This window comes from Paenibacillus sp. FSL R7-0345 (assembly GCF_038595055.1).
Lineage (GTDB): Bacteria > Bacillota > Bacilli > Paenibacillales > Paenibacillaceae > Paenibacillus_AQ.
In genome coordinates this window covers 1,583,955-1,607,045 of sequence record NZ_CP152002.1, presented here as the reverse complement: position 1 = coordinate 1,607,045, position 23,091 = coordinate 1,583,955, and the positions used below count along the sequence as shown (strand labels likewise).

Below are 23,091 nucleotides of genomic sequence, written 5' to 3'. Positions count from 1 at the left end.
ATAGCAAGGGCTTAGATTAATGCAAAATGCTCATTCTAAATAAGTCCTCAAACTACTTATCAACAAATCTAAAAATAAAGACAATTCATCGTTTCTTATTTGTCCGGCAACTGAACTTATTATACTCGCAGCAAATTCAGGTGTAAGAAGTTGATCATTATTAATTGAGGATACAATCATATCAGCAAAAGCCGAACCTGCTGCATTTGCTAATCCTATATTTATAAATCCAGTTGTAGGTCCTGCTAAAGCTAATAAAGTTCCTGTTAAAGCTGCCCCTCCTGCTGCTCCTAAACCTTCTATAGCAGCCTCTTTTGAAGAGCCACCTTTAAATAACTCCACTGTGAACGCAACTAACCCGCTTCCAATTATGGTTGCCAATAAAACAGCTACCCACTCTGCTAGTTGTTCTGAAGGATCCACATACCTAAGCGGATTGTTTTCCACATAAATATAAGGATTCTGACTATACAGATGGTTCAGTCTGCCTTCCCAAGTGTCTTCTGTGATAAATCTTCCGACACTCGGATCATACCAGCGTGCACGAAGATATTGCAGCTCTGCCCTTCATCCCAATATTCCCCGGAGTAGCGGAACGGGTTCGTGTACTGATCCGCTTCTTCTTTTACAGTTGGATTACCCCAAATGTCATTTCCGTCATAGTAATAACGGGTTGTGCCGTCATCATTTTTTTCGCGCATCAGACCGTCGCCATCATACTTATAGCTCGTTGTGAAGCCATTGCGGGTAACTTGTTTGAGCTGGTTAGCACCGTCATGTCTATATTCCATTGAATCTGTGTGCGGGCTCGAAGCGGTTGACAGCTGTACCGTCCGATTGCCTTTTACATCATAGCCATACTGTTCATTACCCTCTGAACTGGAAATGATATACATTAATTGCCCGCAGGCCTTTACTCCCAAAAATTCCCCACAATAGACGTGTCATACATTCCGAGAACTAAATCAAAAAGCAACTCATCCGCAGACAAGTTGCTTACAATAAACGCTATTGATATCAGCAATACATTGTAGATTACACGCTCACCGCTTCGCCTTATAAAACTCATGATAAAGCTTCATAAGCGCCCTTTTTTCAATTCTCGAAACATAACTCCGGCTAATGCCGAGGTCTTTCGCAATCTCCCGCTGCGTCCTTTCTTCCCCGCCTTTGTCCAACCCAAACCGCCCCACTACTACTTCCTTCTCCCGTTCATCCAGAATATCCAGATTCCGATAAATCTTGCTCTTCTCAATCTTCAGATCCACTTCTTTAATTACATCATCCGTCTCGGAGCCAAGTATATCAATCAACGTGATCTCGTTCCCCTCTTTGTCTGTCCCAATTGGATCGTGGAGGGAGACATCCTTACGCGTCTTTTTCAATGACCGAAGGTGCATTAGGATTTCGTTTTCAATACATCGGGCCGCAAAAGTGGCGAGCTTAGTACCCTTGTTCGGCCGATAGCTCTCAATGGCTTTGATTAATCCGATGGTGCCGATGGAGATCAGGTCCTCCATGTCTTCGCCTGTATTGTCGAATTTTTTGAGGTTGTGGACACGATGCGATGTATTAAGAACTAAACCTAAAAACCATAAATACAAATATCATTTCGATAACCATTAGATACTGCAGAATCCCTTTCGCTTTATACAATCCAACACAAATAATAGAGCCACAAGGGTTATGATAAAAATCTCAACCTTTTCTTTTAGAATTCATAGCCATCCAATATCCTGCAACGCCCACTAAGATTGCAAAAAAGGTATACAGAACCTTCTTTGAATTTGACCATTCATCAAAAAGTAGCCATACAGTAGCAGTTAATCCTCCACCAGAAAAGAACCCAACAATAAGTGCTTGCGTTTTTATGGACATTTAAAGCCTCCTTTCATCATTTTGTAATGCTAATTGCCGTATTAGATTTAAAAACAAAGACATATTTGCGATAAAGGGATCTAGTTCCACTCTTTTTTTATCATCGTAAAAGAGATAGATATACTGATTAGTTACCTCTATCTTATTCACTTGGTGAATATTTATCTGCCTTTTTTTAAACATAGTCTGAATTGTTATTGTCTTTTTTGTGAGTAAATACGCTCTACGGAATAGATAAATCATCGCTATGATACTTGCAAAAGTAATTGCTAATCCAATCCATATTCCAGGTATGTTATCATCGTTCACTCCCTTAAACACCACTAACATTCCAATCAAAAAAATAACTATGCAACAAAAATACAGCCATTTTTGAGTTTTAAATATTATAGGGAAAGCATATTCTTCTAAACGAACAGGAAATTGTGGTTTAGCTCTATTTACCAAAAATCTAGTCAAAAAGATAACTGCCCCTATTGTTACTATAGGTGAAAGTAGTTCAAGTATATAGAGTATATTAATCCCCTCCGAAACCATCAGGGCCTGAATAGAAGTTTGTTAAAACTTTTACCCGGCCCTGGTATTACTTGTTTCAACCCTCTAATCTACTTAGAATGACCTCTATCGTATCAATACCATATGAGAGAGCTTTATTAGTCGGGGTATTAAAATTAGTTCCTGCGCCTTTAAATCCTTCAAATAATACCTCTTTGAGATTAAATGGTTCATCATTTGCAACAAGTTGCTCAACTGCGTTTCCAAACGCACTCCCAACAGCACCAGAAGCAAGCATTAATGCTGGCACCCCTGAAGTTGCAAATCCCCCGGTTATAGCACCTTCAACTGCTCCTCCTGCTGCAGCTGCTAGAACGTCATCACCTGTTAAAAGCGCTTTAACCGATTGATATCCAGCATTGATAAATCCCCCAGCAATAGCTCCTGCTCCGCTCCAATAATAATGCCCGCTCGGATCCACATACCTAAGCGGATTATTCACCACATAAATATACGGATTCTGGCTATCCGGATGGTTCAGTCTGCCTTCCCAAGTGTCTTCTGTGATAAATCTTCCGACACCCGGATCATACCAGCGTGCACGAAGATATTGCAGCTGCTGCCCTTCATCCCAGTATTCCCCGGAGTAGCGGAACGGGTTCGTGTACTGATCCGCTTCTTCTTTTACAGTTGGATCACCCCAAATATCATAATCGTAGGTGTTCAGAAGGGTCTGATCCTGTCTGTACAGGTTAACGACATCGCCATGTCCGTTTTGGAGATAGTATCCCACTGTCCCCCACTGGTTCTTCATGCTGATTAACTGCAATCCGCGGACATAACGGGCTTTGAAGTTGACGGTATTTCCCGATACACTTCCTTCGGCGATGATATTCTCTCCGTCATAATAATAACGGGTCGTGCTACCATCATTTTTTTCGCGCATCAGACCGTCGCCATCGTACTTATAGCTCGTCGTAAATCCGTTACGTGTCACTTGCTTTAGCTGGTTAGCGCCGTCATAGCTATATTCCATTGTATCTGTGTGCGGGCTCGAAGCGGTTGACAGCTGTACCGTCCGGTTGCCTTTTACATCATATCCATATTGTTCATTACCCTCTGAACTGGAAATGATACGGTCTAATTCGTCGTACGTAAATGTTTCTGTGTTACCGTTGGAGGTCCGCTGAGTAATATTCCCGTTATCATCATACGTATAGCTATATTCATTCAGTACCTCTGTGCCTTTCAGATGTTTCAGTCCCGTGAGCCGACCGAAGCCATCCTCATATAAATACTGCGTGACGATTCCATTGCCTAAAGTCACCTTATCCAGCACGCTGCCTGAGTAGGTATAGGAAGCTTGCGTAACTTCTGCTGAAGAACTATTCTCCTTCAATGACACTTTGGTCAGGCGGTTATCGTCATCGTAGGTGTATAGAGTAATAGCTCCAAACGGATCGGTCATTTTGGTGCGGTTGCCTGCGTTGTCATATTCGTACTGTATCGTTTTCCCGTCAGGAAAAGTAACCTTGCGTAAAGTAGAGTCCCGGTTATAAAGATATTGCGTAGTTCCCGTCTCGTCCGTCATAGACTTACGCAATCCGTTCTTATAATAAGTAAAGCTTGCCGTTACGGCATTGCCTGCAGCGCCATAGTTCCAGCCGGTCAATTGATTCCGTTCATCATAGCTGTGCTGAGCGGGATTGCCGAGTCTGTCCGTGCCTTCAACAAGGTTGCCGTTGTCATCATATCCATAGGTTTCCGTTCCCTCGTTGGAATCCGTTTTGGAAATCCGCTGTCCACGCTCATCATAGTCATAGGTGGTTAAAATTTGCCCTTCAACCTGTTTGCTGGTGATCTGCCGAAGCTTGTTGTATCCATACGTGGATGTCTGGCTAAGGCCATTAATAGTCTGTTCCAGATTAGTTAACAGACCCAGGCCGTTGCCTTGATACGTAGTCTGATTACCGTTACTATCCGTATTTTGAATCTGAAAAGGATCGCTTCCTACTTCATATGCAATGGATCGCTGTAATACATCGCTGCTTGTAGGGTTGCTATTTAGCTGCTTTACATTCGTCATTCGGCCCAGCTCATCTGTAGTTTGCTCTGTCACCGCTTGTGTAGTTGCTGTAATCGGTCTTGTCGTTGTTATACTGCGGAGCATGTCATTATAGGATGAGCCATAGATTTGCCCGAGCGGAGTCGTTGTTTGCTTTATTCTTCCCACGTTATCGTACTCAAAAGAAGTAGTATGATTCAGTCCATCCTTAACCCCAATTACTTCGCCCAGTCCGTTATACGTATAAGACTGCTTCGTTGCCGGCGTGTGCGCCAATGTTGTACTGTCCATAACAACATTCGCGGCAGGTGCCTTCACTTCACGGATACGGCCAAGGCCGTCATAAAGACTGCTAGTCTTATTTCCTTCTTCATCTACCCCCTGGACAGTATAGGATTGATTGGCGGTATCATAGGTGTAGCTGAATGTTCGCTCCGGTTTAACCGATTCACCAGCATTCATGGAGGACCTGATTTTGGTTACCCGGCCAATCAGGTCATACTCTGTCTCATATTTGCGGCTTGCAGCTGCACTTGTACCTGCCTTGACTGCATTGGGATCCAGATAACCCTTTTGCCAGCCGGTTCCCGAGGTATATTCGTATTTTTCCTCAACAGAGCGTGTTGTCCCGTTTTTCGTTACATTTTGTTTGACACTTACCGGAAACAAGCTGTTGCTGTCATAGGTGTACGTTGTCAATTGTGAGCGGTTATTTTCCAGCAGGAGCTTTACTGTCAAAACATTGCCGTAAGTATCATAGGTATATTCCGTCGTATCGGTCTGCTCGACAGTGTCCGCCAAAGTATTTTTATACTTCTGTTCGGATTTTGTAACCTCTGGTTTGGTGGCAGAGACCGTCTGTACATATTTTTCTGCTACCGGACTGCCTGTAGCGATCCCATAGGTTGTTTCTGTAGTTATCGGAATGCTTTTGAATGTACTGTGATAGCTATACGTAGTCTTGTAATTTTTAGGATTAATATAGGTTAGTACGTTACCATAGTTATCATAGGTGTATTGTTCTTCTGTAAATGAGGATTGATCCGTTCCGTCAATGCTGTATAGGTTCTGTCTGATATTGCTCGGCAATTCACGCTGGGGATCGTAGGTGTAGACCTTATTTTCTTTATATTCCCCTTGTTTTTCTGCCGAGGAAGTTACGAGCAGATGCTTGTTATTGTAAGTGAAGCTTTCCAGCAGGCGGTCCTGGGTCGGCACAGCAGTATCCGGATCGGTAAAAGTCCTCATGCTGTTTTTAATTGTAAAGCCTGAAGATAAACTATCCGGGTTACTCTCACCCGCTGTACCATATCCAGAGAAATTTTTTCCTGCTTCAAATGAGTATTTGGTATACTGTGTCTTCTGTACTGTACCGGTTGGTCCTTTCAAGCTGTCATAACGTTCACCAATCCGGTAATATTCCAGATAACCCTTTGTACCAAGAAACTTTTTCTGGGCAGCAGCCTCATATCCATAATTGCTGGAGGCTCCTGTAGGGTAAGTGATCTTGGTCAGTAGCTGATAAGTGATTGTGCCGTTTGGTTTACTAGTATCTGCAGTTTCGTAATCAAATGCTGCACTTTTGGATGCATAGCTGTACGCGGTGGTCAGCTTCTTGTTATTCGAACTATTGGCAGTGTCTATATTAATAAAAGAGTCTACAGAAGACAGCTGCATTTCATTGGTCTGACCTGAGATTGCAGATTTGTTGTAAACCAGTTTTCCGGTTTTTGTGCCATCAATAGGATATGTGACCGCAACCGTGTCAGCATCAGGATAATCAAAGCTTATAACACGGTTACCTGTACTGGTAATTGCACTGATGACCGAAGCACTGGTTCCGCCAAAAATCGGCTTGGATACATAAGCCACTGTTACTTCGTTGCCGAAAGCATCGCGGGTTCCGATCCATTTACCGGTTGAGTCAAAGTAATTAGCAGTATTCAGTGTATTGCTCAATTTAAACGCAGCTGTTGCTCCACCGATGGTATCGGTAGCCGTGGAGAAGGTCATGTCCTGAAGCGTATAGCCTTCGATAGTGCGTGTCGTTCCGGTTCCGGTAATCCGGTATACATTCCCGTTCGCAAGGTGCAGGAAGGTCTCTCCTCCCCGCAGTTCTACGGAAGGAAAAGCAAACGACCAGCCTGCTCCCAGGTTATAACGCTTTTCATTATGTGTGTACTTGTCGCTTGTGGAATCGTTGGTATAGTAATAAGGGCTGGAAGTGTTCGTAGTCGTAGCCTTTGGATTCGTCAAGTTACTGTCCCGGGAGCTGTAAATCCGCGTCAGAGACACATCCAGGCCATTACGGCCCGGAAAGACAAGATCTGTCTCTGTTACGTTTAGAACTCCGGTCAGGCTGGAGATATTCTCCCCGCCGGGAATGTCTCTTTGAGGGGTATTTGCATAGATATCGTACAGAGCTTTGGTTGTATCCAGGTTGCTTAAACTTACTGAATTGTTAGCCGTATCCGCATAAGCTTTATTTGGTACCGCCGGCATAGGCGGCACCAAAAACGACACAGTAAGCATTATGATAAGACCGGAACGGCATTTTGAACGAAAATGAGATAATGGTTTCAAACAGCTTCCCCTCGCTTTATCGGAATAATGGCTTATGGTTGGTTGATTTCCAAACGTGCTTTGTCCCAATATACCGTTCCTTGGCCCCCGCCTCCGGCGCCCTTGATGCCTATATAAACATTGATATAGACGGCTCCAGCTGGTGCTGTTCCATTAACCGACAATGTCTGGTAACTGCCTACTGTATTACTTGTTACTTCCTTCCACTCAAGCTGGCCGCCGTTTTGATCCAGCATTTGTACAACCATTACTCCTCTTGCATTCGTTAATTCCGTTGCCTTGAAGGCTGCACTTAATGAATAGGTCTCACCTGCACCAATACCTTTCGTTTGGTGGATGTAAGCATAGGCAGCTGTCGGGATATCTGTTGCAGCTATTTTCAACGCCTTACTGCCTTCATAGGCATCTGAATCGGCTGTAACGGTAGCACTGACCACTCTGCCGATCGAAGTGGTCCATTGAACGATAGTATCGTCCTTGGTCCGTTCCAGCCCCGGATTATTTAGCAGATTGCCGTCTACATATTCCAATTTGATCTGATCTGCGTAAATCGTGCCCGAAGCCTGATCTCCCAGAGCTTTTACTTTAACGTACACTTTGGCGTATAAAGTGCCTTTTGGAATCCGGCCCTGCTTCAACAGGGTTTCGTAGGATGAAGAGGCATCCGCGGATTCTTGTTCATAGCTGCCCAGTACAGCGAGATCTTCTGTCAGAAATTCCACCGCCAGTACTGCAGAGGCTTGATTTAAAGCTTCTTTATATATTTTTCCGCTTAAGCGGAACGGCTGATTATCAGTCACACCAATCGTTTGATATACAAAGCTGCTCTTATAGACCGGCAGTTCACTCACCTGCAGCTTGTAGGCTTTATTGCCCCGGCTGACGGGCTGGTCAACATGCTGGAAATCCGCGCTGCTGCCCGGCTCTGTATACGTCTTCCAGCCGTAGTTCGGGTCTGTTTGTTCTGGAGGTACTCCCGGTGTCTGCTCCGTTACTTCATAGCTGCCGTTGATCAGCAAATTCGTCCCGTTTGTGTCAGGCTGCTCGTCCAGCTGACGTCTGGTTAAATTCCCTGCTGCATCATAGGTAAAATCAATGCCATCCCCGCTCTGAAGGTAAATATATTTCAGTCTTGATGCGGAATCATAAGAATACTGGGTGAACTTGCGTTCAATAGTATCCAGGCTGATCTTGTGCTCGATGTCAAAGAGACTTGCATCTTCACCAGATTGATTCGTCGTAGCAAGCTCAATCTTACTGTAGCTGTCTCCGCGCTTCATCGTTGCATAAGCTGTTCCATTGCGGGGTACAGCCAGCTCCGGCAGGGATAATGTACCGGCAGCGCGGTTCCATTTAAAGTAGACAAAGTCTCCGGTACTTCCTGAACGTCCTGTAAAGTACAGGTTTCCCTGCGCATCATAACTGCCAGATCCGTAAAGCGCCTGCTTGCCCTCAGGCACGGAGCCTTTAAATAAATTCAAAACTCTGGTTGGAGCCTGCATAGTATACACAAGCAGATTCTGCTGATCTGCAATATTACGGAGCGAACCGAAGACTACTGACCGGCTGCCGTCATACACGCTCAGGAACCAGTCACGGTCGGTTAGTGTATATTGGTTTTCATCCACCGGCTGTTCAGCATTCCAGCTCCAGCCCCCTCCGCTGTAAGACGCCTGTTTGTAGCGGATGCCAAGTCCGTCTCCTGCTCCTCCTGCATTCCAGGCAACATATAAATGTGGGGTTCCGTCCTTGACGGCTTTACCGTTGCTTACAGAAGCTGAAGTATGCTGGAAATCAATGGACGGCCATGTAGGCACTCCAAGTGTTCCGCTATCCAGCACGGTTGCCGTACTTGGTGTTCCGACTGTTCCGGCTGAAGTGATATCTATACGGTTGTAAAGTGCATTATTGGTAGCTGCATTGTGTTTGGAGCTGACAATATGAACGTTCCATCCCCCGCCTGAGACAGCACGATGCGCCACGAGATCCGGATAGTTTACTGAAGAGTCCGTATTAACCGCCACTGGAGTGCCAAATTCCCAGCGGTGGGTAACTGCGTTGTAGGTTCCCCGCACATAGTTGACCGGCCCATCCAGCGATTTATAAGCTAAATGCAGAGCATTATCTTGGTCAATCATCATGGAGCCATTGGCTGCATTCAGTTCTATAGCACTGGTATGGAACCAGGTATTCTCCTCCGGCTTCATCCCGTCCAGACGGAAGTCACTGCCGTCACGGACCAGCATCCATTTATATCCGTCGGAGGTATAGTCTATTTTTTTCTGATTAAAGGATGTCAAGGAATCTGCACTGGATGTCGTTCCACTCCAGGTCTGATCCGGCAGTGTGTACTGCAAGGTCAGTGCCGGATGCAGCGCTTGTGCGCTTGTATCGGCTGAAACGTATTTTTTTACATTCGGTGCTCCAACTGCATCTGCATGCAGCTCTACACCATAGTTTGGATGAAGCCCGTTCAGCCATTCTTCTGCCAGCTCCTTGATGTAAAAGGCCTGTGCACCTTCTCCAACAACGGCAGAAGTAGCGTAAGGCTCACCTTCTGCATTAGCTGCATAACCAGGCTGTGTATTCCATGTGACGGTGTTTTCTTCCCACACATTCGTTATCCGTTGAAGATTTACTTTTGTATTGTTGTTATATTCATTTTCAGCTGTTTGATAGAGCGTAAGATAGGCATCAATGACGCGGTATTCTCCCTCAGGAATTTGGCTCAGATCAAACTGAACCAGAGAGCGGAAGTGGTTACCATTGACATCTTTACCTGTGTATAGCCGGGCGGCATCATCATAATTCCGGTTCGGTTCATAGGCATTAATGGTTGTGTCCTTGGTCTGGTTGTTGGTAGAACGCAGAACCACTGTCGGATCGATCCGCACAGGATATGTTAAATGGCTAAGATCCGGTTTTAAATCGAGATAGGTTCTACCGCCTTCTGTCCGTACTGTTTGCGGAACGTCACGAAAAACGCCTGCATCGTCTATAAGCCAAGCTGGTTCAATTCGCAGGTCTCCCTGAATCAAATTTTCATCGATTCCCGAAGTCACCTCATAACTGAACGTAGCAGGTGCGGATGATGAAGTAAGAACAATGGTTTCTTTGACGCCGTCAGGGATCAGCTGGAGATCTACATAAGTGGATTCCCAGGCAGATACGTACCGGATAACGGAGCTTCCATCCTCACTTACTAACGGTTCCGCTTTTGAAGCGTTAGCGCCTACGGGTACAAAGGACAGGCGGTCGTCCCCTTTGCCAATCGTGTATCCTTTTGTGAACTGTTTGTTGATTTTAATATCAAAGGGTACTTGTAAAGCACGGTAAGCATCTTGGGGGAGACTTGCTGCATTTCGGTTTACACTTGATCTGGCAGCAGAGTCTGTAGTTAAAGGCAGCTGTAGCTCAGGCAGAGCATCTTTGGATAGCGGCTCGTTTAATTGCTCAACAATATCTTCTTCGTCAGTGAGCAATAAGGAAATATCCTGCCAATCTCCGCTGCGATCCTGATAATGGAGAGCTTCAGTGCTGATGAGGGTTTCATAGGTGTCTTCGGAAAGCTGATAGGTCTTGGTGTTAGAGGTACGTTTATCTTTCAGTTCGAGCGAGGGTGAAGGTTTACCGGGAACCGGTGTTCTTTGATACACAATCTCGGTAACTGAGACGGGGTCATCGGGCTGTGCCTTATCTAAAGTAGACACTGGCTCCAGTAATGAAGGGTCTGTAGAAGGAACCGGGCTCTCTGGAACCTGGATGGTTTCAACAGGCGGCAAATCCAGCGAACGATTGTCAGAAGCAAATACAGTGCCGGAAAAAAGCTGAATGAGCAAAATTAATGCTAGCAAAAAAGAAAGGGGCTTCTTTTGCTGCATGTTACACATACCTCCCAATATGTAATATTTTATTGTGGGTGCTGAAACTGCAATTAATTCTAAAATATTCCTCCTTTCCTCAAATACGGGTATTAATAAACATAAAGATACAATTTTAAAACACTTTCGACAAAAGAAGTGTTTATTGGCATTGCATAACATTTAACCTTGTGAAAAACAACACTTATTTTCGTATCTGCGAAGTTGGAGATAAGGAATTCGGAAGCTTATTCTTAAAAGGAAAATCGGAATTAGGAATTAAAAAAAAAAAGCAAATTATCCGCAGATAATTTGCCTATATAACCTTAAATTATTTTTGAAAACATTACTTCAAGCTTATCTTTGTGTTCTCATCGCTTTGCCTTATAAAACTCATGATAAAGCTTCATCAGCGCTCTTTTCTCTATCCGCGACACATAACTCCGCGAGATCCCCAGATCCTTCGCAATCTCCCGCTGCGTCCGCTCCTCCCCGCCGGTGTCCAGGCCGAAACGGCCGACGACGACTTCCTTCTCCCGTTCATCGAGAATATCGAGGTTGCGGTAGATTTTGCTCTTCTCGATTTTTAAGTCAACTTCCTTAATCACATCATCTGTCTCGGAGCCAAGTATATCAATCAACGTGATCTCGTTCCCCTCTTTGTCTGTCCCAATTGGATCGTGGAGGGAGACATCCTTACGCGTCTTTTTCAATGACCGAAGGTGCATTAGGATTTCGTTTTCAATACATCGGGCCGCAAAAGTGGCGAGCTTAGTACCCTTGTTCGGCCGATAGCTCTCAATGGCTTTGATTAATCCGATGGTGCCAATGGAGATCAGGTCCTCCATGTCTTCCCCAGTATTATCGAATTTTTTAACTATGTGGGCTACCAAGCGCAGATTATGCTCTATTAATAGATTCCGGGCTTTAGCATCACCCTCTGCCATCATGCCTAAGTATTTACTTTCGTCTTGCTCGGAGAGTGGTTGTGGAAAAGCGTTGTTTCTTACATACGACACCAGCAGCGTTAACTCTTTAATCAGCAGCGCGATTGTACTTATGATCCCTGGCAACTTGGCGACACCTCCCGCACATGTACAATGAAACCGGTCTATGATGAGAACTACGGGTTCATGGTCCTTTTATTGTATGTGGGTTAGTGCCCAGAAGTGCCTGTACCTCCAAAACAGAATCATAAATAACTTAAACAACTGATTTCTAAGCTAACCTATGTGGATCACCATTCGGAAAGATCCAGTTCTCGTCCACATACATCACACTGTACCTTAATAACTAAACCAGGTCCTGTTGGTATGAACATATATCAGACGTTGTTGCTTGAGCAGCATTAGATGGTACGACAATTTATTCTGCTCTACTGGATATTGACATACTCGAAGTAAGACTTGCTTAGGAGTACAGTATCAAAAATACTTTACCTTGTCGTAAAGAAGTCATTAAAGAAGAATTTCAGCGTCTGAGAATGTACCGGACAGAATTATCGAACACAATCACCTGTTGCAGGAATTTAAATGCTGTGAGTTGAGTTTTACTTCGTATCGTGTCTACAACCTCTCAATATTAAATTACACTCTATGATCTAATCATTGTAACTAAACTACCCGTTAATTAAACAAAAGACAGCCGATTCTTATAATCGGCTGTCTTTTGTTGCTTCATCTATCTTTTTCTGTTCATTTGAAGTTCTGGCTTCAGTGTATTGAATTATTCCTGTTACTTTATTTTGGTCATGATATCATGTAACAGCCTAGAAAAGACCAGAAGATGGTTCTCTATCCTGCCTGGAAAAGTTCGACTGATGTAATCAATCGTGTCATACTTTGTGTGCCATATTTTCCCTATAACCCCTAATGATTCATCAACTTGCGTATAGCCATCTTTATCGCCCAACTGCCAATTTGTAGCCTCTAAATGAAGACAAGGTATCCCCGCTCTTTTAAATGGAGCGTAATCACTCCAATCTCCAGCAACAGACTCATTTATTTCTGTATAGATGCTAGTCCTATAATCATTAAAAATCTTAGCTAGCTGTCCCCCTATCTCTGTTGTTCTCCAACCATAACCATAAACGTACATATGATCTCCAGCAATAAGACTATCCATATTTATCATTAACATTGTCTTCTGAATTTCGCTATCTCGCATTTGGGATACATAGAATCTTGAACCTTTTAATCCAGCTTCTTCAGCTCCAAAAGCTACAAGTCTAATCGTATAATAAGTTTTCCAGTTATTTAGTTTTTCAGCTATATAAAGCATAACAGCAATTGAAGATGCATTATCATCCGCACCTTCACCCACTTCGACGGAATCATAATGTGCGCCAATCATTATTTCAGTTGAAGAAATGCCCTTTTTAATAATCTCAATATTACTGGAGCTTATTATTTTATTGTCTTGCACTTCAGAAGTAAACGGCTGGATATGCGGATTGTATCCAAACTCCTTAAATTTAGTAATAATATAGTCAGCTGCCTTTTGTTCATTTTCTGATCCTGCTGCCCTTGGACCAATTTCATTCGACAGTTCATTTAAATACTGTAAGGTTAAACGGGATGTTTCTTCTCGATTAATATTATCATTAGTAATTGGCATCAATTTGGTCCCCACCATAGACATCCTTATTCTAATAACGCGTTTGACAGAAACAATGTTCCGATGAATGATATGCTAAATTTTGAACCTGTAAATCATGCATAGATACTGCAATTTGATGATTTAAGGCCCTTGCTCTTCGATTCGTAAAAAAGCGCACAAGATCCTCTATTGCTAAGCTAACCGAAAATTGTGCCAGATATGACGGTGCCGGGGCAATATAACCTGTGTTAATAAAGGCTAAAAGCTCCTTTTCACGTTCGTTTAAGGATGATGGCTGCAATGTATGACTTCTGCAAGCAATGCAGCCTGTTTCTCCTGGTACAACAAGGGGACCCCAAACCGCTTGATCGTGGGCATACCCTACCTGCATAAACGGAATCTTTTGCCTGACACAAATCGCGTTTACTGTTTTAAGTAGATAACTAGAATCGGCACTTAAAATAACAAAACCACAAGAAGGAAGAATATATTCCACATCCTGTTCAAGCTTTTTAGAGTGAGCCTCTACATTTATTAAAGGATTTTTTTCTATTACTATATCTCTTAGGGCCTGTGCTTTATTCTTTCCAATCATACTAGGCGTGATATGAGTACTTCTTCCTGTGTTACTCTCATCATAGAGGTCTTCATCGATTAGAATTAACCGCTTTATCCCTATAGTAGCCAAAAGCATTGCCATTGAAGTCCCAATCGCTCCGCATCCCATAATCATAATCTCTTTTGTTGAAATATTCTTAAAAGCTTGTACCGGATCTATACCCTCAGAAAGAAGGGCCAACGACATCCGTTGAAAAAACACAGGAACTTCTTTCCATACGGAGTCCCTCACCAAATAGCTTTTGCTTTTAAGTATAGACAGACCTTCATGAATGAGTTCTTTTTCAAAAGGAAGTTTATACGCTTCCTCTTCTTCATGGGCGTTTTTAAAAAATGCGCATAACTCCAAAACAATCAGTTGAAGATTTTTTTCGGTCACTTTTACGTTTAGAGAACCAAATCCCAAGTTTAAGATTCCTTGACTGTATCCTACAGCTACATACGGAGCCAAGATAATGGAGTTACACGATTCTTTCATAGACTACTTTCGCTCCTTCCTGTCTATGAAGGAATTTTTGCTCAACCAGATCACGTCTTAACGTACAAAAATCAAGATTGTATTGGAGTAAAACTTCATTCACCTCATTCTCCGTGTACAAAGTCCCTGGTTGAAATTCCAAAGAAATTAACTGTAATATTTTTTCTAACTCAATTAATTTTTTGGGAAGTGTTTTAAATTGCCTGATGTTGAAGCACCAGAAGCGAAGCAATAAAGATTGCTGCATATCGTCTGCATTCTGCCAGAGATTTATGAGCTTACTTTGGTATTGGTATGTGAGCAATTCTTCATCACTTAGAGAGCGCATAGAGCTGGCAAGATAAGCCCCCATATTCTCAAAATAAATGGTGTCTCCAATTTCCAAAGAACGCCCGGAATAACTAACATTTAAGCAATCATTTTCACTTGGCCAAATTCCAGATAATACTGTTTGGTTTTCAGACTCAGCATCATTTAACAACAAACTTTTTTCATTTTTTTCTCCTTTTAGTACATATTTCAACTTAGCCGTAGCACCTGAAAGCATATATCCATATGTAGCTGAATTAATAATGGTCTGATTACTTCTCACTTCAATCACTTGCGCTTCTAATTTACCGCAATCTCCTACTAAATATCTGCCTGGCTCAAAATACACTTCTGATACATTCTCGGGAAGAAGTCGGTGATAGAGCTGGAGTCTTTTCTGCAACTGTTGCGGGTAACTTGAAGCCTCAGCAAATGATCCTCCAAAATTCCAGCATGTAATCCTGCCACCCTTCTTCTGGATATATTCATGCATAATGTTCATCCGATTCAGCATCTCATGAACCTTTTCGTCTTCTTTTACATTCCATCCAGCATGCAAATGAAGAGTGTTAATCCGAAGGGTAGACTCTGGTTTGATCCATTCATCTAATAAATGCAAATCCGTTAATGGTAACCCGATTCTAGCTTTGTCTGAAACGGATACTCGAACTCCAATATTAGGTTTTATAGATATTCCAGCAAGCTTTATATACTCTTCAATTCGCCTAAGTTCCTCTACACTTTCAACCATAAAAGTACAGGACTCTCTTTTTAATGCAGCTTCAATAAGTGCCGTGCCTTTTGAATGACCGTTTACAATTACTTCAACATGGTTTGGAACTAATTCTAGTTCTCTCAGTGAAAGAACCTCTGCTCCTATACCTTGTTTAAATACAGAAGAAAGAACCGGCTCATCTGAATTGGCTTTAATAGCATAAAATATTTTTACTTTTTGCTCCTTAAATATATTACGGGTAATCTTCTTTATTTGATTGCCGTTTAATAACAACCTATCTAAATCAAAGGTTAACTTGGGTTCCATTGCTTCTCTCCTCTGAATCGTTTATAGAACGTTTTCCAACGGTAAGAACATGCCCTGCAATTAGGAGAACTGCACTGAGCGCAAAGAAATAAGTAACAGGAATTCCCTGCTCCGGTAAAATGGATATAGCGTAACCTATAACATAAAAGCTTGAAATTGCTGCATTGAAAGCAGAGGCAACTTCTGGGAGATCTCTAGCCGGTGTAACTTGAATAAGAAGATTTTCAGATACAAGCTGACGAATGGCCATTCCTAAGCCCAATAATGCAGAGGCTATAAAAAACAAAACGGTGTGATGAATTACCGAAAAAATAGCCATTGAGGCAATTAAAATAATTGTACCCACCTTGGTAAACTTCTCTGTTGATATTTTTAAACTCCACTTAATGTAAAACAGTGACGCAAGGATTGCACAGGCTGCAGATAAAGCCCTAGACCAGGCAAATGTAGCATCGGAACTGGATAAGACATCCACTACATAGAGCATTAACAACGGGATGGAGATTCCTTCGACCAATGAGCGTATTCCTTCAATAGTGGCTAGCCATCTTAGCTGAGGATGATTCCAGATAATATGAAACCCTCTGGTCACCTCACGTACAAAATACTGCTTCTCTTGAGTTGCCTCTTCACCGGTATATCTCTCACTTTTGACACCAATAAGTAAGATCGCACTCATTAAATAGGTTAAAGCGTCCAGCAAAAGCAGATTAAAGGATGATACTCCATTTGAGATCATAAGAGCTCCTAAAACCGGGGCAATCATGCTGATTACATCATCTATTCCTAGTGAGATGCCTAGAGTCGTTTTTAATGTAATGTCATCTGTATTGGATTTCACAATACTCGTTCTAAACGAACCATGAATAGAATTCAGCGTACCTAATATGAAAATCAAACTAAGTACAATCCAAGTATGATCAATGAAATATATTGTTCCTAGAACAATGATGAACCTAAAAAAGTCACAATATAGCAGAATCGCTTTAGGAGAAAATCTGTTTTTTATCAGATGGGGAATAACCGGGCCTATTAAAAGCCAAGGTAAAGTTTCAGCTATAAACGTCAAAGATAGCAGAGTGACTGACTGTGTTTTTTCATATACCAATAACGGAAAAGCAAGCATATGAAAATGCGTCCCGAAATTAGATGTCCATTTTGCCAGAAGAAGTAGCCATATATTTTTATTCATAGTATCAACCCTTAACAATCTCTAGTATTTTCTCTTGTTTTAAATCTTTATCCTCATCCAGATAAAAACACTTACTGTATAACGGATTTTTAACGTGTATTGTTCCTTTTAAGGCTTGTGAAGTAGCCGGACATCCTCCTGCTTTACATACAAAACGTGCTTCGCATTTATCGCAGTCAATAACATTAGAAAGCTTCAATTTATCGTCAAATTCTTTACGGGAGGGAAACTTAGGGGTGAGTAGATCAGCTAAAGGATGCTCATTCACATTGCCCATTGAAAATGCTGGGCCTCTGAGAAGCAGACAAGGCGTAACTTCTCCACTCGACGTTATTGCTGTGATTTTCTGACCACACTCATGACAATCAGTAAGGAAATTCCTTAAGTCCACTGATTGATAATCCGTTGGTTGCTTAGGCTGAATGAATCGTTTAGGCGCAGGGAATTCTCTCAGGTTAACAACGGCTTTCTTTTTGTCTTCTCGGCATACCTGAGTAAATGTTTTTTGAGAATGGGCTAACAATATTTCCTTATTATCTTTAGCACATCCAGTAGCAAAAATAGGACTCACCTCTAAAGCCAATCGTACCCGATTCGCATATTTCCGAATTTTCGCGATATCATTTATGTTAAGCGAGGTAACCGTCGTTCCTAGCTCGATCGCTACTCCCGAACGTATATAATGATGAATCGTTTTAATAGCCTTTCTAAAACTGCCTCGTAAAGCAGTCATTTGATCATGACTTTCTTTCCATCCTAGTAAAGGGATTTTAACATTTATGCTTAAACCCGCTAACAGCGTAGCAATGGAAAGCGCTTTTGGGCTTGTGCCATTGGTAAGCAAAGTAACTGAAATAGGTGATCTTGCGGCATACAATAATATTTCTTCTATATTTGGATGAAGTAAAGGTTCCCCACCACTAATTACAATTTGGGACACTCCCGCTTCAACAAGTGTATCGATATGCTCGAATATCTTTTCTTTAGCTTGATGTGTATAACGATTTAAATCATTTCCTAAAAAACAATGCAGGCATTTTTGATTACACATTGACGTCACTTCAATCCATGCAAATCGTATTGGCCGGAATGAACGGGTGACGTCCTGCAGCTTTGTTTGTTCCCGGTAGCGTTCCTCATCTTGAAATTCAATTAGTTTTTTTTCCTTAGCTGTCAGCAAAAAGTTTATTTCATTATCAGAATATGTATTCAAAGCCTTTGTTCCTTGAAGCCCTTCAAGGATAGAACCAGCAACTTTATTAATACGATGAAAACGTCCTTCGTTCAGATCATAAACACCGAAGGCTTTAGGCCCTTCAACGAGCACGACATTATTCTTCAAGTATGGATGCATGCTTTCCTCCTCATGACTATATAAAAATAGGGCCGAATATTCGGCCCTATTCTTTCTTTAGTTTGCTACAGGTCCAAACGTTGCTTCCTCATCCATGGAACATCTTCTTACTGGCTCCATTTCAGCCAGAAACATTGGTTCTTCTTTTTGCAATTTAATATCTTCCTTCATTTTTTTCACCATCCTTTTAAATTTTATGTAGTAATTAATAAAATCTAGTTTGCAACAGGCCCAAAGGTTGCTTCTTCATCCATCGAACATCTTCTTACAGGTTCCAGTTCTGCCAGAAACATCGGCTCTTCTTTTTGCAGTTTAACTTCTTCCTTCATTTTCCTCACCATCCTTTTTTATTTAATTTAATTCAAATATTTGGATTACTTTCATAATATAACTTATAATCAATTTAGAAATCAATGCTAAATAAGTGTATAAATTGTGAAAAAATACAGATAATATTAAATCCGCTGTTGCGATATTTATTTGTTGATTTATTTGACAAATCTATTTGCTCTTTAGCAAAAAAAAATCCTCAATGTCCTGCTTACGCAAGCTATCAAGGAAGGTATTATAATATATCTGAATCTCCTGCCATTAGTGGCATAATGAATTAAGTCCTTCACCTAACACATTTAATCAACCTGTTAACTGCCTGAACGAAAAAATTGCATAGCCCCTTTTTGACATAAGAGTGATGCGAACTTTTTTAAGCTGTATAAAACCCAGATTTTAAATGGACCACATAAAGTTAAACAGTCCCAGAATTAAATCTTCTAAACCAATTTACATCGTATCGTGCCCACAACCTTTTTACTATGTGTACGACTAAGCGCAGGTTATGTTCAATTAACAGATTTCTAGCCTTGGCATCACCCTCTGCCATCATACCTAGTAATTTGCTTTCATCCTGCTCGGAGAGTGGTTGTGGAAAAGCGTTATTTCTTACATATGACACTAGCAGCGTTAACTCTTTAATCAAATGATGAGAGCTACGGGTTCATGGTCCTTTTATTGTATGTGGGTTAGTGCCCAGAAGTGCATGTACGGGTGAAAAAGGTACGGGCCTCTAAACAGTTATCTAACGCGGTTCATCACTTGGCATTGCTGCTGTCCTATCATTGTAGTAACTCCAGGCGATTACGGTGGCGCTATCCCGGCCTAGTTCCTGACGCACCTGCAATAAGGAATCCTTCACGCACTCCTCTAAATCGTCTTCGGCAGTGAATGCAAGATACAGCTTATTTGGGTCCTCAAGTAACCTTGTACCGTTCTCCAAAAGACCGTCTGTAGTCATCACGATCCGGTTAAGTCCGCTGCGCAGCTCGCGGATTCCAGAAGAGTAGCAGGTCACAGGCTGATCAAATGTGTTGACGCAGCCGATCCATTCATAAAAATTACGCTGGTTCAATAAATATTGACCGCGGGCAGCCAACTCAGGATGAAGCAGATACACCGAATTATCTCCCACAGACAACCACCACATGAAATTATCCATCCGGCAGCAGATCAGGCATGCTGTTTCCCCTTTAACCTGCCTGCATTTTTTCAAAAAAGCTTCCGACTTGAAAATAGATAATACAAACTCCTCCAGCGCGATAAATGCTCTGTTAACCGGCTGGGAAAGGAGGCTCAGGATAACATCTGCTTCACTGTCAATTGTATTGATCAGCAGTTCTGCACTCTCTGCGGTTTTGTGTGCATCCAGAAGCATAACGAATTCCCAGCTGTTATTAATCCCGTTTAACACAAAGGCCCCGTCTTCATTTTTATCGGCTCCTGCCGCAGTGCTCCCGCCGAAGTGCCCGATAACTATATTTTGCTGTGTATTAACCTCTACATGATCTAAATACGATTCATCACTGCCTACCCAGCTGTACTTAAAGACCTCATGTTCCATACTGTTCCTCCGTTCAAGTTTCAATTAGTATACATCCCCCGCAAATAACAGAAAACCCCCGCCAGACCTCCACTACTGTGGATATCCGCCGGGGACTTTTTATAACTGCTATTCAGTTAGTCCTAGCCTGTAATCTTAACGGAACTTACCCGCATCGATCGCAGCCTGCTTCTCATCAAGGATTTCCTGGTACCCTGCTTTGAGGAAGGCTTCTTTGGCTTCTGCATAGGTTGCGTCGAACTCAGCTTCCGGTGCCAGGACAGTCTTCACATACAGATCCTGGAACAGGGAGTTCAGGTCTGCTTTATACTCGTTAACTTTTTCAAGTACTGTAGTGAACATTGCATCCGGTGTGCGGAATTCAGCAGCTTCGTTGTAGTATTTCACCATATCTTCAGCCAGGTATTCATAGCCGGCAGGTGACCAGTTGCGCATGTTGGATTTCAGTGTCTTGTCGGCATCCGGATATTGAGCGATTTCAGTTACCAGTGCCCAGTAGTCTTTGTTGTTGTTTTGTGCCAGAACAGATTCGCCCTTGAAATCAGGGTTCTTCACTGCAATGCCTTCTGCGTCAAGCGTATAGTTCTCGCCTTCCACACCGTTCTGGAACTTGAACAGGTTCTCCGGCTGGCTCAGCCATTCCAGGTACATCCAGACTGCAGCACGTTCCTCTGCTGTAGTTTCATAGTTGATCCCCATGATGAAGCCGAACGGCCAGTAGGCACGCTGCTGAGGCTTATTGCCTTCAGGTACCAATGCATAAGTAGGGATTACAGCAAATTCCGCTTCCGGATTGTTAGCCAAAGTAGCTGCGAAAACGTCAGCGTTGTTGGTCAGATAGGTTGCATAAGTACCTGTTTTGCCGGCAACAAATTCCGCTTTTACCTTGTTATCATCGCTGCGGAGATAGAATTCCTTATCGATCAGGCCGTTGTTGTACTGATAGTTCATATTGCGCAGGAAACGCTCAGTATCTGCGGTCGTGAAGTCAGCTACACTCAGGTCAGAGTACAGCGCACGGTATTCCGGATCAACCGGCCATTCACGGAAGGCATAGCTGTAGTTAAAGCTGTTCTGGATCAGGTTACCGGCAGTTACGCCAAGTCCCGCTTCTTTCCATTTCACCAGCATTTCATTGTACTTCTCGAGGGAAGTCAAGTCTTCCACTTTCATGCCAACCTTCTCCACCCAGTCCTTACGGATCATGTTGACAAAGTTGTCCGCTTCCGGACGTGCTGCGAAGAAGAAGATGTTCTGATCGTCCACTGTACCGTATTGCTGGATCGTTTCACCCATATTTGCCCAGTAAGTAGGAGCATAATTTTCTATTTCTTCATAATTAAGCGGCTGCATAACATCCTCACCGTAATAAGTCAGCGCCTGCGGCATGTCATAGTGGAAAATAATATCCGGAGCCTTGTGCGATGCCAGCAGCTGCTCATAATCCGTTACTTCACTGCTGCGGGTGATCGGAATAAAGTTGACCTCGATGTTGTTCTTATCACCGAACTCGGACTGAACCCAGCGGGTGTAATAGTTGTCTGTTACGTTCCAGCCTTCGAACGCACGCTCATAGACCGGAATATCGATCGTTACTTTCTCAGGGAAGCCCTGTGAATAATCGGCAAATTCACCTTCTGCCAGATTGTTGGCAGGTGCGTTGCTGCTTCCTGCACTGTTGTTATTACTGGAGCAACCGGCAAGCAAACCGGCTGTCAGGACAGATGCCATCATTAAGGATACATAACCCTTTTTGTTCATTGTAATACCCCCATTTTGAATTTTCGGACTGTATAACTGCTGCTTGCGGAATTTACAGCTACTCTTTGACTGCGCCCAGCATCGTACCTTGTACGAAGTATTTCTGAACAAACGGATAGACGCAAAGAATAGGTAAAGTTGCAAAGACTACGACCGACGCTTTAAGAACTTCCGGATTACTGAGTGTTACGGTAGTGGCTTCCAGCTGGAAGCTCTCGCTGGCCTGGATGACCAGATAGTAGAGCTTGAGCTGCAGCGGCCGCAGATCAGTGGCATGCTTGATATAGAACAGAGCGTCCTGATAGGCGTTCCAGCGGCCAACTGCGTAGAAGAGCGACAGTGTAGCAATAATTGGCTTGGAAAGCGGAATCACAATACTCCAGAGAATCCGGAAATGTCCGGCGCCGTCGATCCGCGCAGATTCTTCCAGACTCACTGGAATACTGCTTGTCAGTGACGTCTTCAAAATCAGCAGGTTAAAAGCACTGAAGGATAGCGGCAGAACCAGTGACCAGATCGTATCCATCAGACCCAGATTGTTAATGTTCATGTAATCCGGGATAATCCCTCCGCTGAAATACATGGTGAACAGGAAGATGAAGGTGATAACCCGGCTGCCCTTAAATTGGGCTCTGGACAGCGGATAAGCTGCGCAGATGGTCAGAACCATTCCCAGCACGGTGAACATTACGGTCACGATAACCGAAATGTACAAGGAGCGGAGGATACTCGCATCAGCAAAAATTTTGCTGTATGCATCCAGAGTGAAGCCCTTAGGCCACAGAAATACCTGATTGGCAATAACAAAAGAGTCAGCACTCATGGACTTCGATACCACATGCAGGAACGGTAATAAACAGGCTAGTGAGAATAGAATAATAACGAATTTAATTAGAATATCCCAGATATCAAAACGACCTTTGCTTGGTGCGGCAGGATTGCCGGTTGATGCGCTCATCGGGTT

At 42.9% G+C, this 23,091-nt stretch carries 16 protein-coding genes and 1 pseudogene; all 17 read right to left on the bottom strand.

All coding sequences use genetic code 11. From position 1 onward, the window contains the following. Nucleotides 1–30: 30 nt before the first annotated feature. Nucleotides 31–447, bottom strand: coding sequence for a hypothetical protein (locus NST84_RS06910; RefSeq protein ID WP_342564874.1), 417 nt, complete (start codon nt 445–447; stop codon nt 31–33). A 32-nt stretch (nt 448–479) separates the two neighbouring features. Beyond that, nucleotides 480–791: a hypothetical protein gene (locus NST84_RS06905; protein ID WP_342564873.1), complete on the bottom strand. Its 312-nt coding sequence runs from the start codon at nt 789–791 to the stop codon at nt 480–482. A 252-nt stretch (nt 792–1,043) separates the two neighbouring features. After that, on the bottom strand, nt 1,044–1,604 hold the full coding sequence (gene sigK / locus NST84_RS06900; protein ID WP_342564872.1) for an RNA polymerase sporulation sigma factor SigK: 561 nt from the start codon (nt 1,602–1,604) through the stop codon (nt 1,044–1,046). A 94-nt stretch (nt 1,605–1,698) separates the two neighbouring features. Next, complete coding sequence (locus NST84_RS06895) at nt 1,699–1,878, bottom strand: hypothetical protein (RefSeq protein ID WP_342564871.1); 180 nt, start codon at nt 1,876–1,878, stop codon at nt 1,699–1,701. Further along, the gene (locus NST84_RS06890) at nt 1,879–2,337 is read right to left on the bottom strand and encodes a hypothetical protein (protein WP_342564870.1); all 459 of its coding nucleotides are present in this window, start codon (nt 2,335–2,337) and stop codon (nt 1,879–1,881) included. It abuts the gene before it with no gap. Between the two features lie 133 nt (nt 2,338–2,470). Continuing rightward, nucleotides 2,471–6,940: an RHS repeat-associated core domain-containing protein gene (locus NST84_RS06885; RefSeq protein ID WP_342564869.1), complete on the bottom strand. Its 4,470-nt coding sequence runs from the start codon at nt 6,938–6,940 to the stop codon at nt 2,471–2,473. 113 nt (nt 6,941–7,053) lie between these two features. Next, the gene (locus NST84_RS06880) at nt 7,054–10,860 is read right to left on the bottom strand and encodes a DNRLRE domain-containing protein (protein ID WP_342564868.1); all 3,807 of its coding nucleotides are present in this window, start codon (nt 10,858–10,860) and stop codon (nt 7,054–7,056) included. A 392-nt stretch (nt 10,861–11,252) separates the two neighbouring features. Next, nucleotides 11,253–11,954 carry an RNA polymerase sporulation sigma factor SigK gene (gene sigK, locus NST84_RS06875; protein WP_039870896.1) on the bottom strand — a complete coding sequence of 234 codons (702 nt, stop codon included), beginning with the start codon at nt 11,952–11,954 and terminating at the stop codon, nt 11,253–11,255. A gap of 661 nt (nt 11,955–12,615) precedes the next feature. After that, a complete protein-coding gene (locus tag NST84_RS06870; RefSeq protein ID WP_342564867.1) occupies nt 12,616–13,512 on the bottom strand; it encodes a M28 family peptidase in 897 nt (298 codons plus the stop codon). Nucleotides 13,513–13,528: 16 nt separating this feature from the next. Continuing rightward, nucleotides 13,529–14,575 carry a ThiF family adenylyltransferase gene (locus NST84_RS06865; RefSeq protein ID WP_342564866.1) on the bottom strand — a complete coding sequence of 349 codons (1,047 nt, stop codon included), beginning with the start codon at nt 14,573–14,575 and terminating at the stop codon, nt 13,529–13,531. After that, nucleotides 14,559–15,926 (bottom strand): DUF2087 domain-containing protein, encoded by a 1,368-nt coding sequence (locus NST84_RS06860; protein ID WP_342564865.1) that lies wholly within the window; start codon nt 15,924–15,926, stop codon nt 14,559–14,561. The genes NST84_RS06865 and NST84_RS06860 overlap by 17 nt, the downstream gene beginning before the upstream one ends. After that, nucleotides 15,904–17,118, bottom strand: coding sequence for an MFS transporter (locus tag NST84_RS06855; RefSeq protein ID WP_342564864.1), 1,215 nt, complete (start codon nt 17,116–17,118; stop codon nt 15,904–15,906). Before NST84_RS06855 ends, NST84_RS06860 begins: the two co-directional genes overlap by 23 nt. Nucleotides 17,119–17,122: 4 nt before the next feature. Next, on the bottom strand, nt 17,123–18,472 hold the full coding sequence (locus NST84_RS06850; RefSeq protein WP_342564863.1) for a radical SAM protein: 1,350 nt from the start codon (nt 18,470–18,472) through the stop codon (nt 17,123–17,125). Between the two features lie 802 nt (nt 18,473–19,274). Then, a pseudogene (locus NST84_RS06845) lies at nt 19,275–19,448 on the bottom strand (RNA polymerase subunit sigma-70); the annotation flags it as partial. A gap of 99 nt (nt 19,449–19,547) precedes the next feature. Continuing rightward, the gene (locus NST84_RS06840) at nt 19,548–20,366 is read right to left on the bottom strand and encodes a protein phosphatase 2C domain-containing protein (RefSeq protein WP_342564862.1); all 819 of its coding nucleotides are present in this window, start codon (nt 20,364–20,366) and stop codon (nt 19,548–19,550) included. A gap of 135 nt (nt 20,367–20,501) precedes the next feature. Next, a complete protein-coding gene (locus NST84_RS06835) occupies nt 20,502–22,127 on the bottom strand; it encodes an ABC transporter substrate-binding protein (protein ID WP_342564861.1) in 1,626 nt (541 codons plus the stop codon). A gap of 58 nt (nt 22,128–22,185) precedes the next feature. Then, the gene (locus NST84_RS06830; RefSeq protein ID WP_342564860.1) at nt 22,186–23,085 is read right to left on the bottom strand and encodes a carbohydrate ABC transporter permease; all 900 of its coding nucleotides are present in this window, start codon (nt 23,083–23,085) and stop codon (nt 22,186–22,188) included. Nucleotides 23,086–23,091: the final 6 nt, after the last annotated feature.

Coding starts and splice junctions, on each gene's coding strand:
- NST84_RS06905 (WP_342564873.1), bottom strand. CDS start 791: ATGGAATATAGACATGACGGTGCTAACCAGCTCAAACAAGTTACCCGC.
- NST84_RS06895 (WP_342564871.1), bottom strand. CDS start 1,878: ATGTCCATAAAAACGCAAGCACTTATTGTTGGGTTCTTTTCTGGTGGA.
- NST84_RS06885 (WP_342564869.1), bottom strand. CDS start 6,940: ATGCCGGCGGTACCAAATAAAGCTTATGCGGATACGGCTAACAATTCA.
- NST84_RS06865 (WP_342564866.1), bottom strand. CDS start 14,575: ATGAAAGAATCGTGTAACTCCATTATCTTGGCTCCGTATGTAGCTGTA.
- NST84_RS06860 (WP_342564865.1), bottom strand. CDS start 15,926: ATGGAACCCAAGTTAACCTTTGATTTAGATAGGTTGTTATTAAACGGC.
- NST84_RS06855 (WP_342564864.1), bottom strand. CDS start 17,118: ATGAATAAAAATATATGGCTACTTCTTCTGGCAAAATGGACATCTAAT.
- NST84_RS06850 (WP_342564863.1), bottom strand. CDS start 18,472: ATGCATCCATACTTGAAGAATAATGTCGTGCTCGTTGAAGGGCCTAAA.
- NST84_RS06840 (WP_342564862.1), bottom strand. CDS start 20,366: ATGGAACATGAGGTCTTTAAGTACAGCTGGGTAGGCAGTGATGAATCG.
- NST84_RS06835 (WP_342564861.1), bottom strand. CDS start 22,127: ATGAACAAAAAGGGTTATGTATCCTTAATGATGGCATCTGTCCTGACA.
- NST84_RS06830 (WP_342564860.1), bottom strand. CDS start 23,085: ATGAGCGCATCAACCGGCAATCCTGCCGCACCAAGCAAAGGTCGTTTT.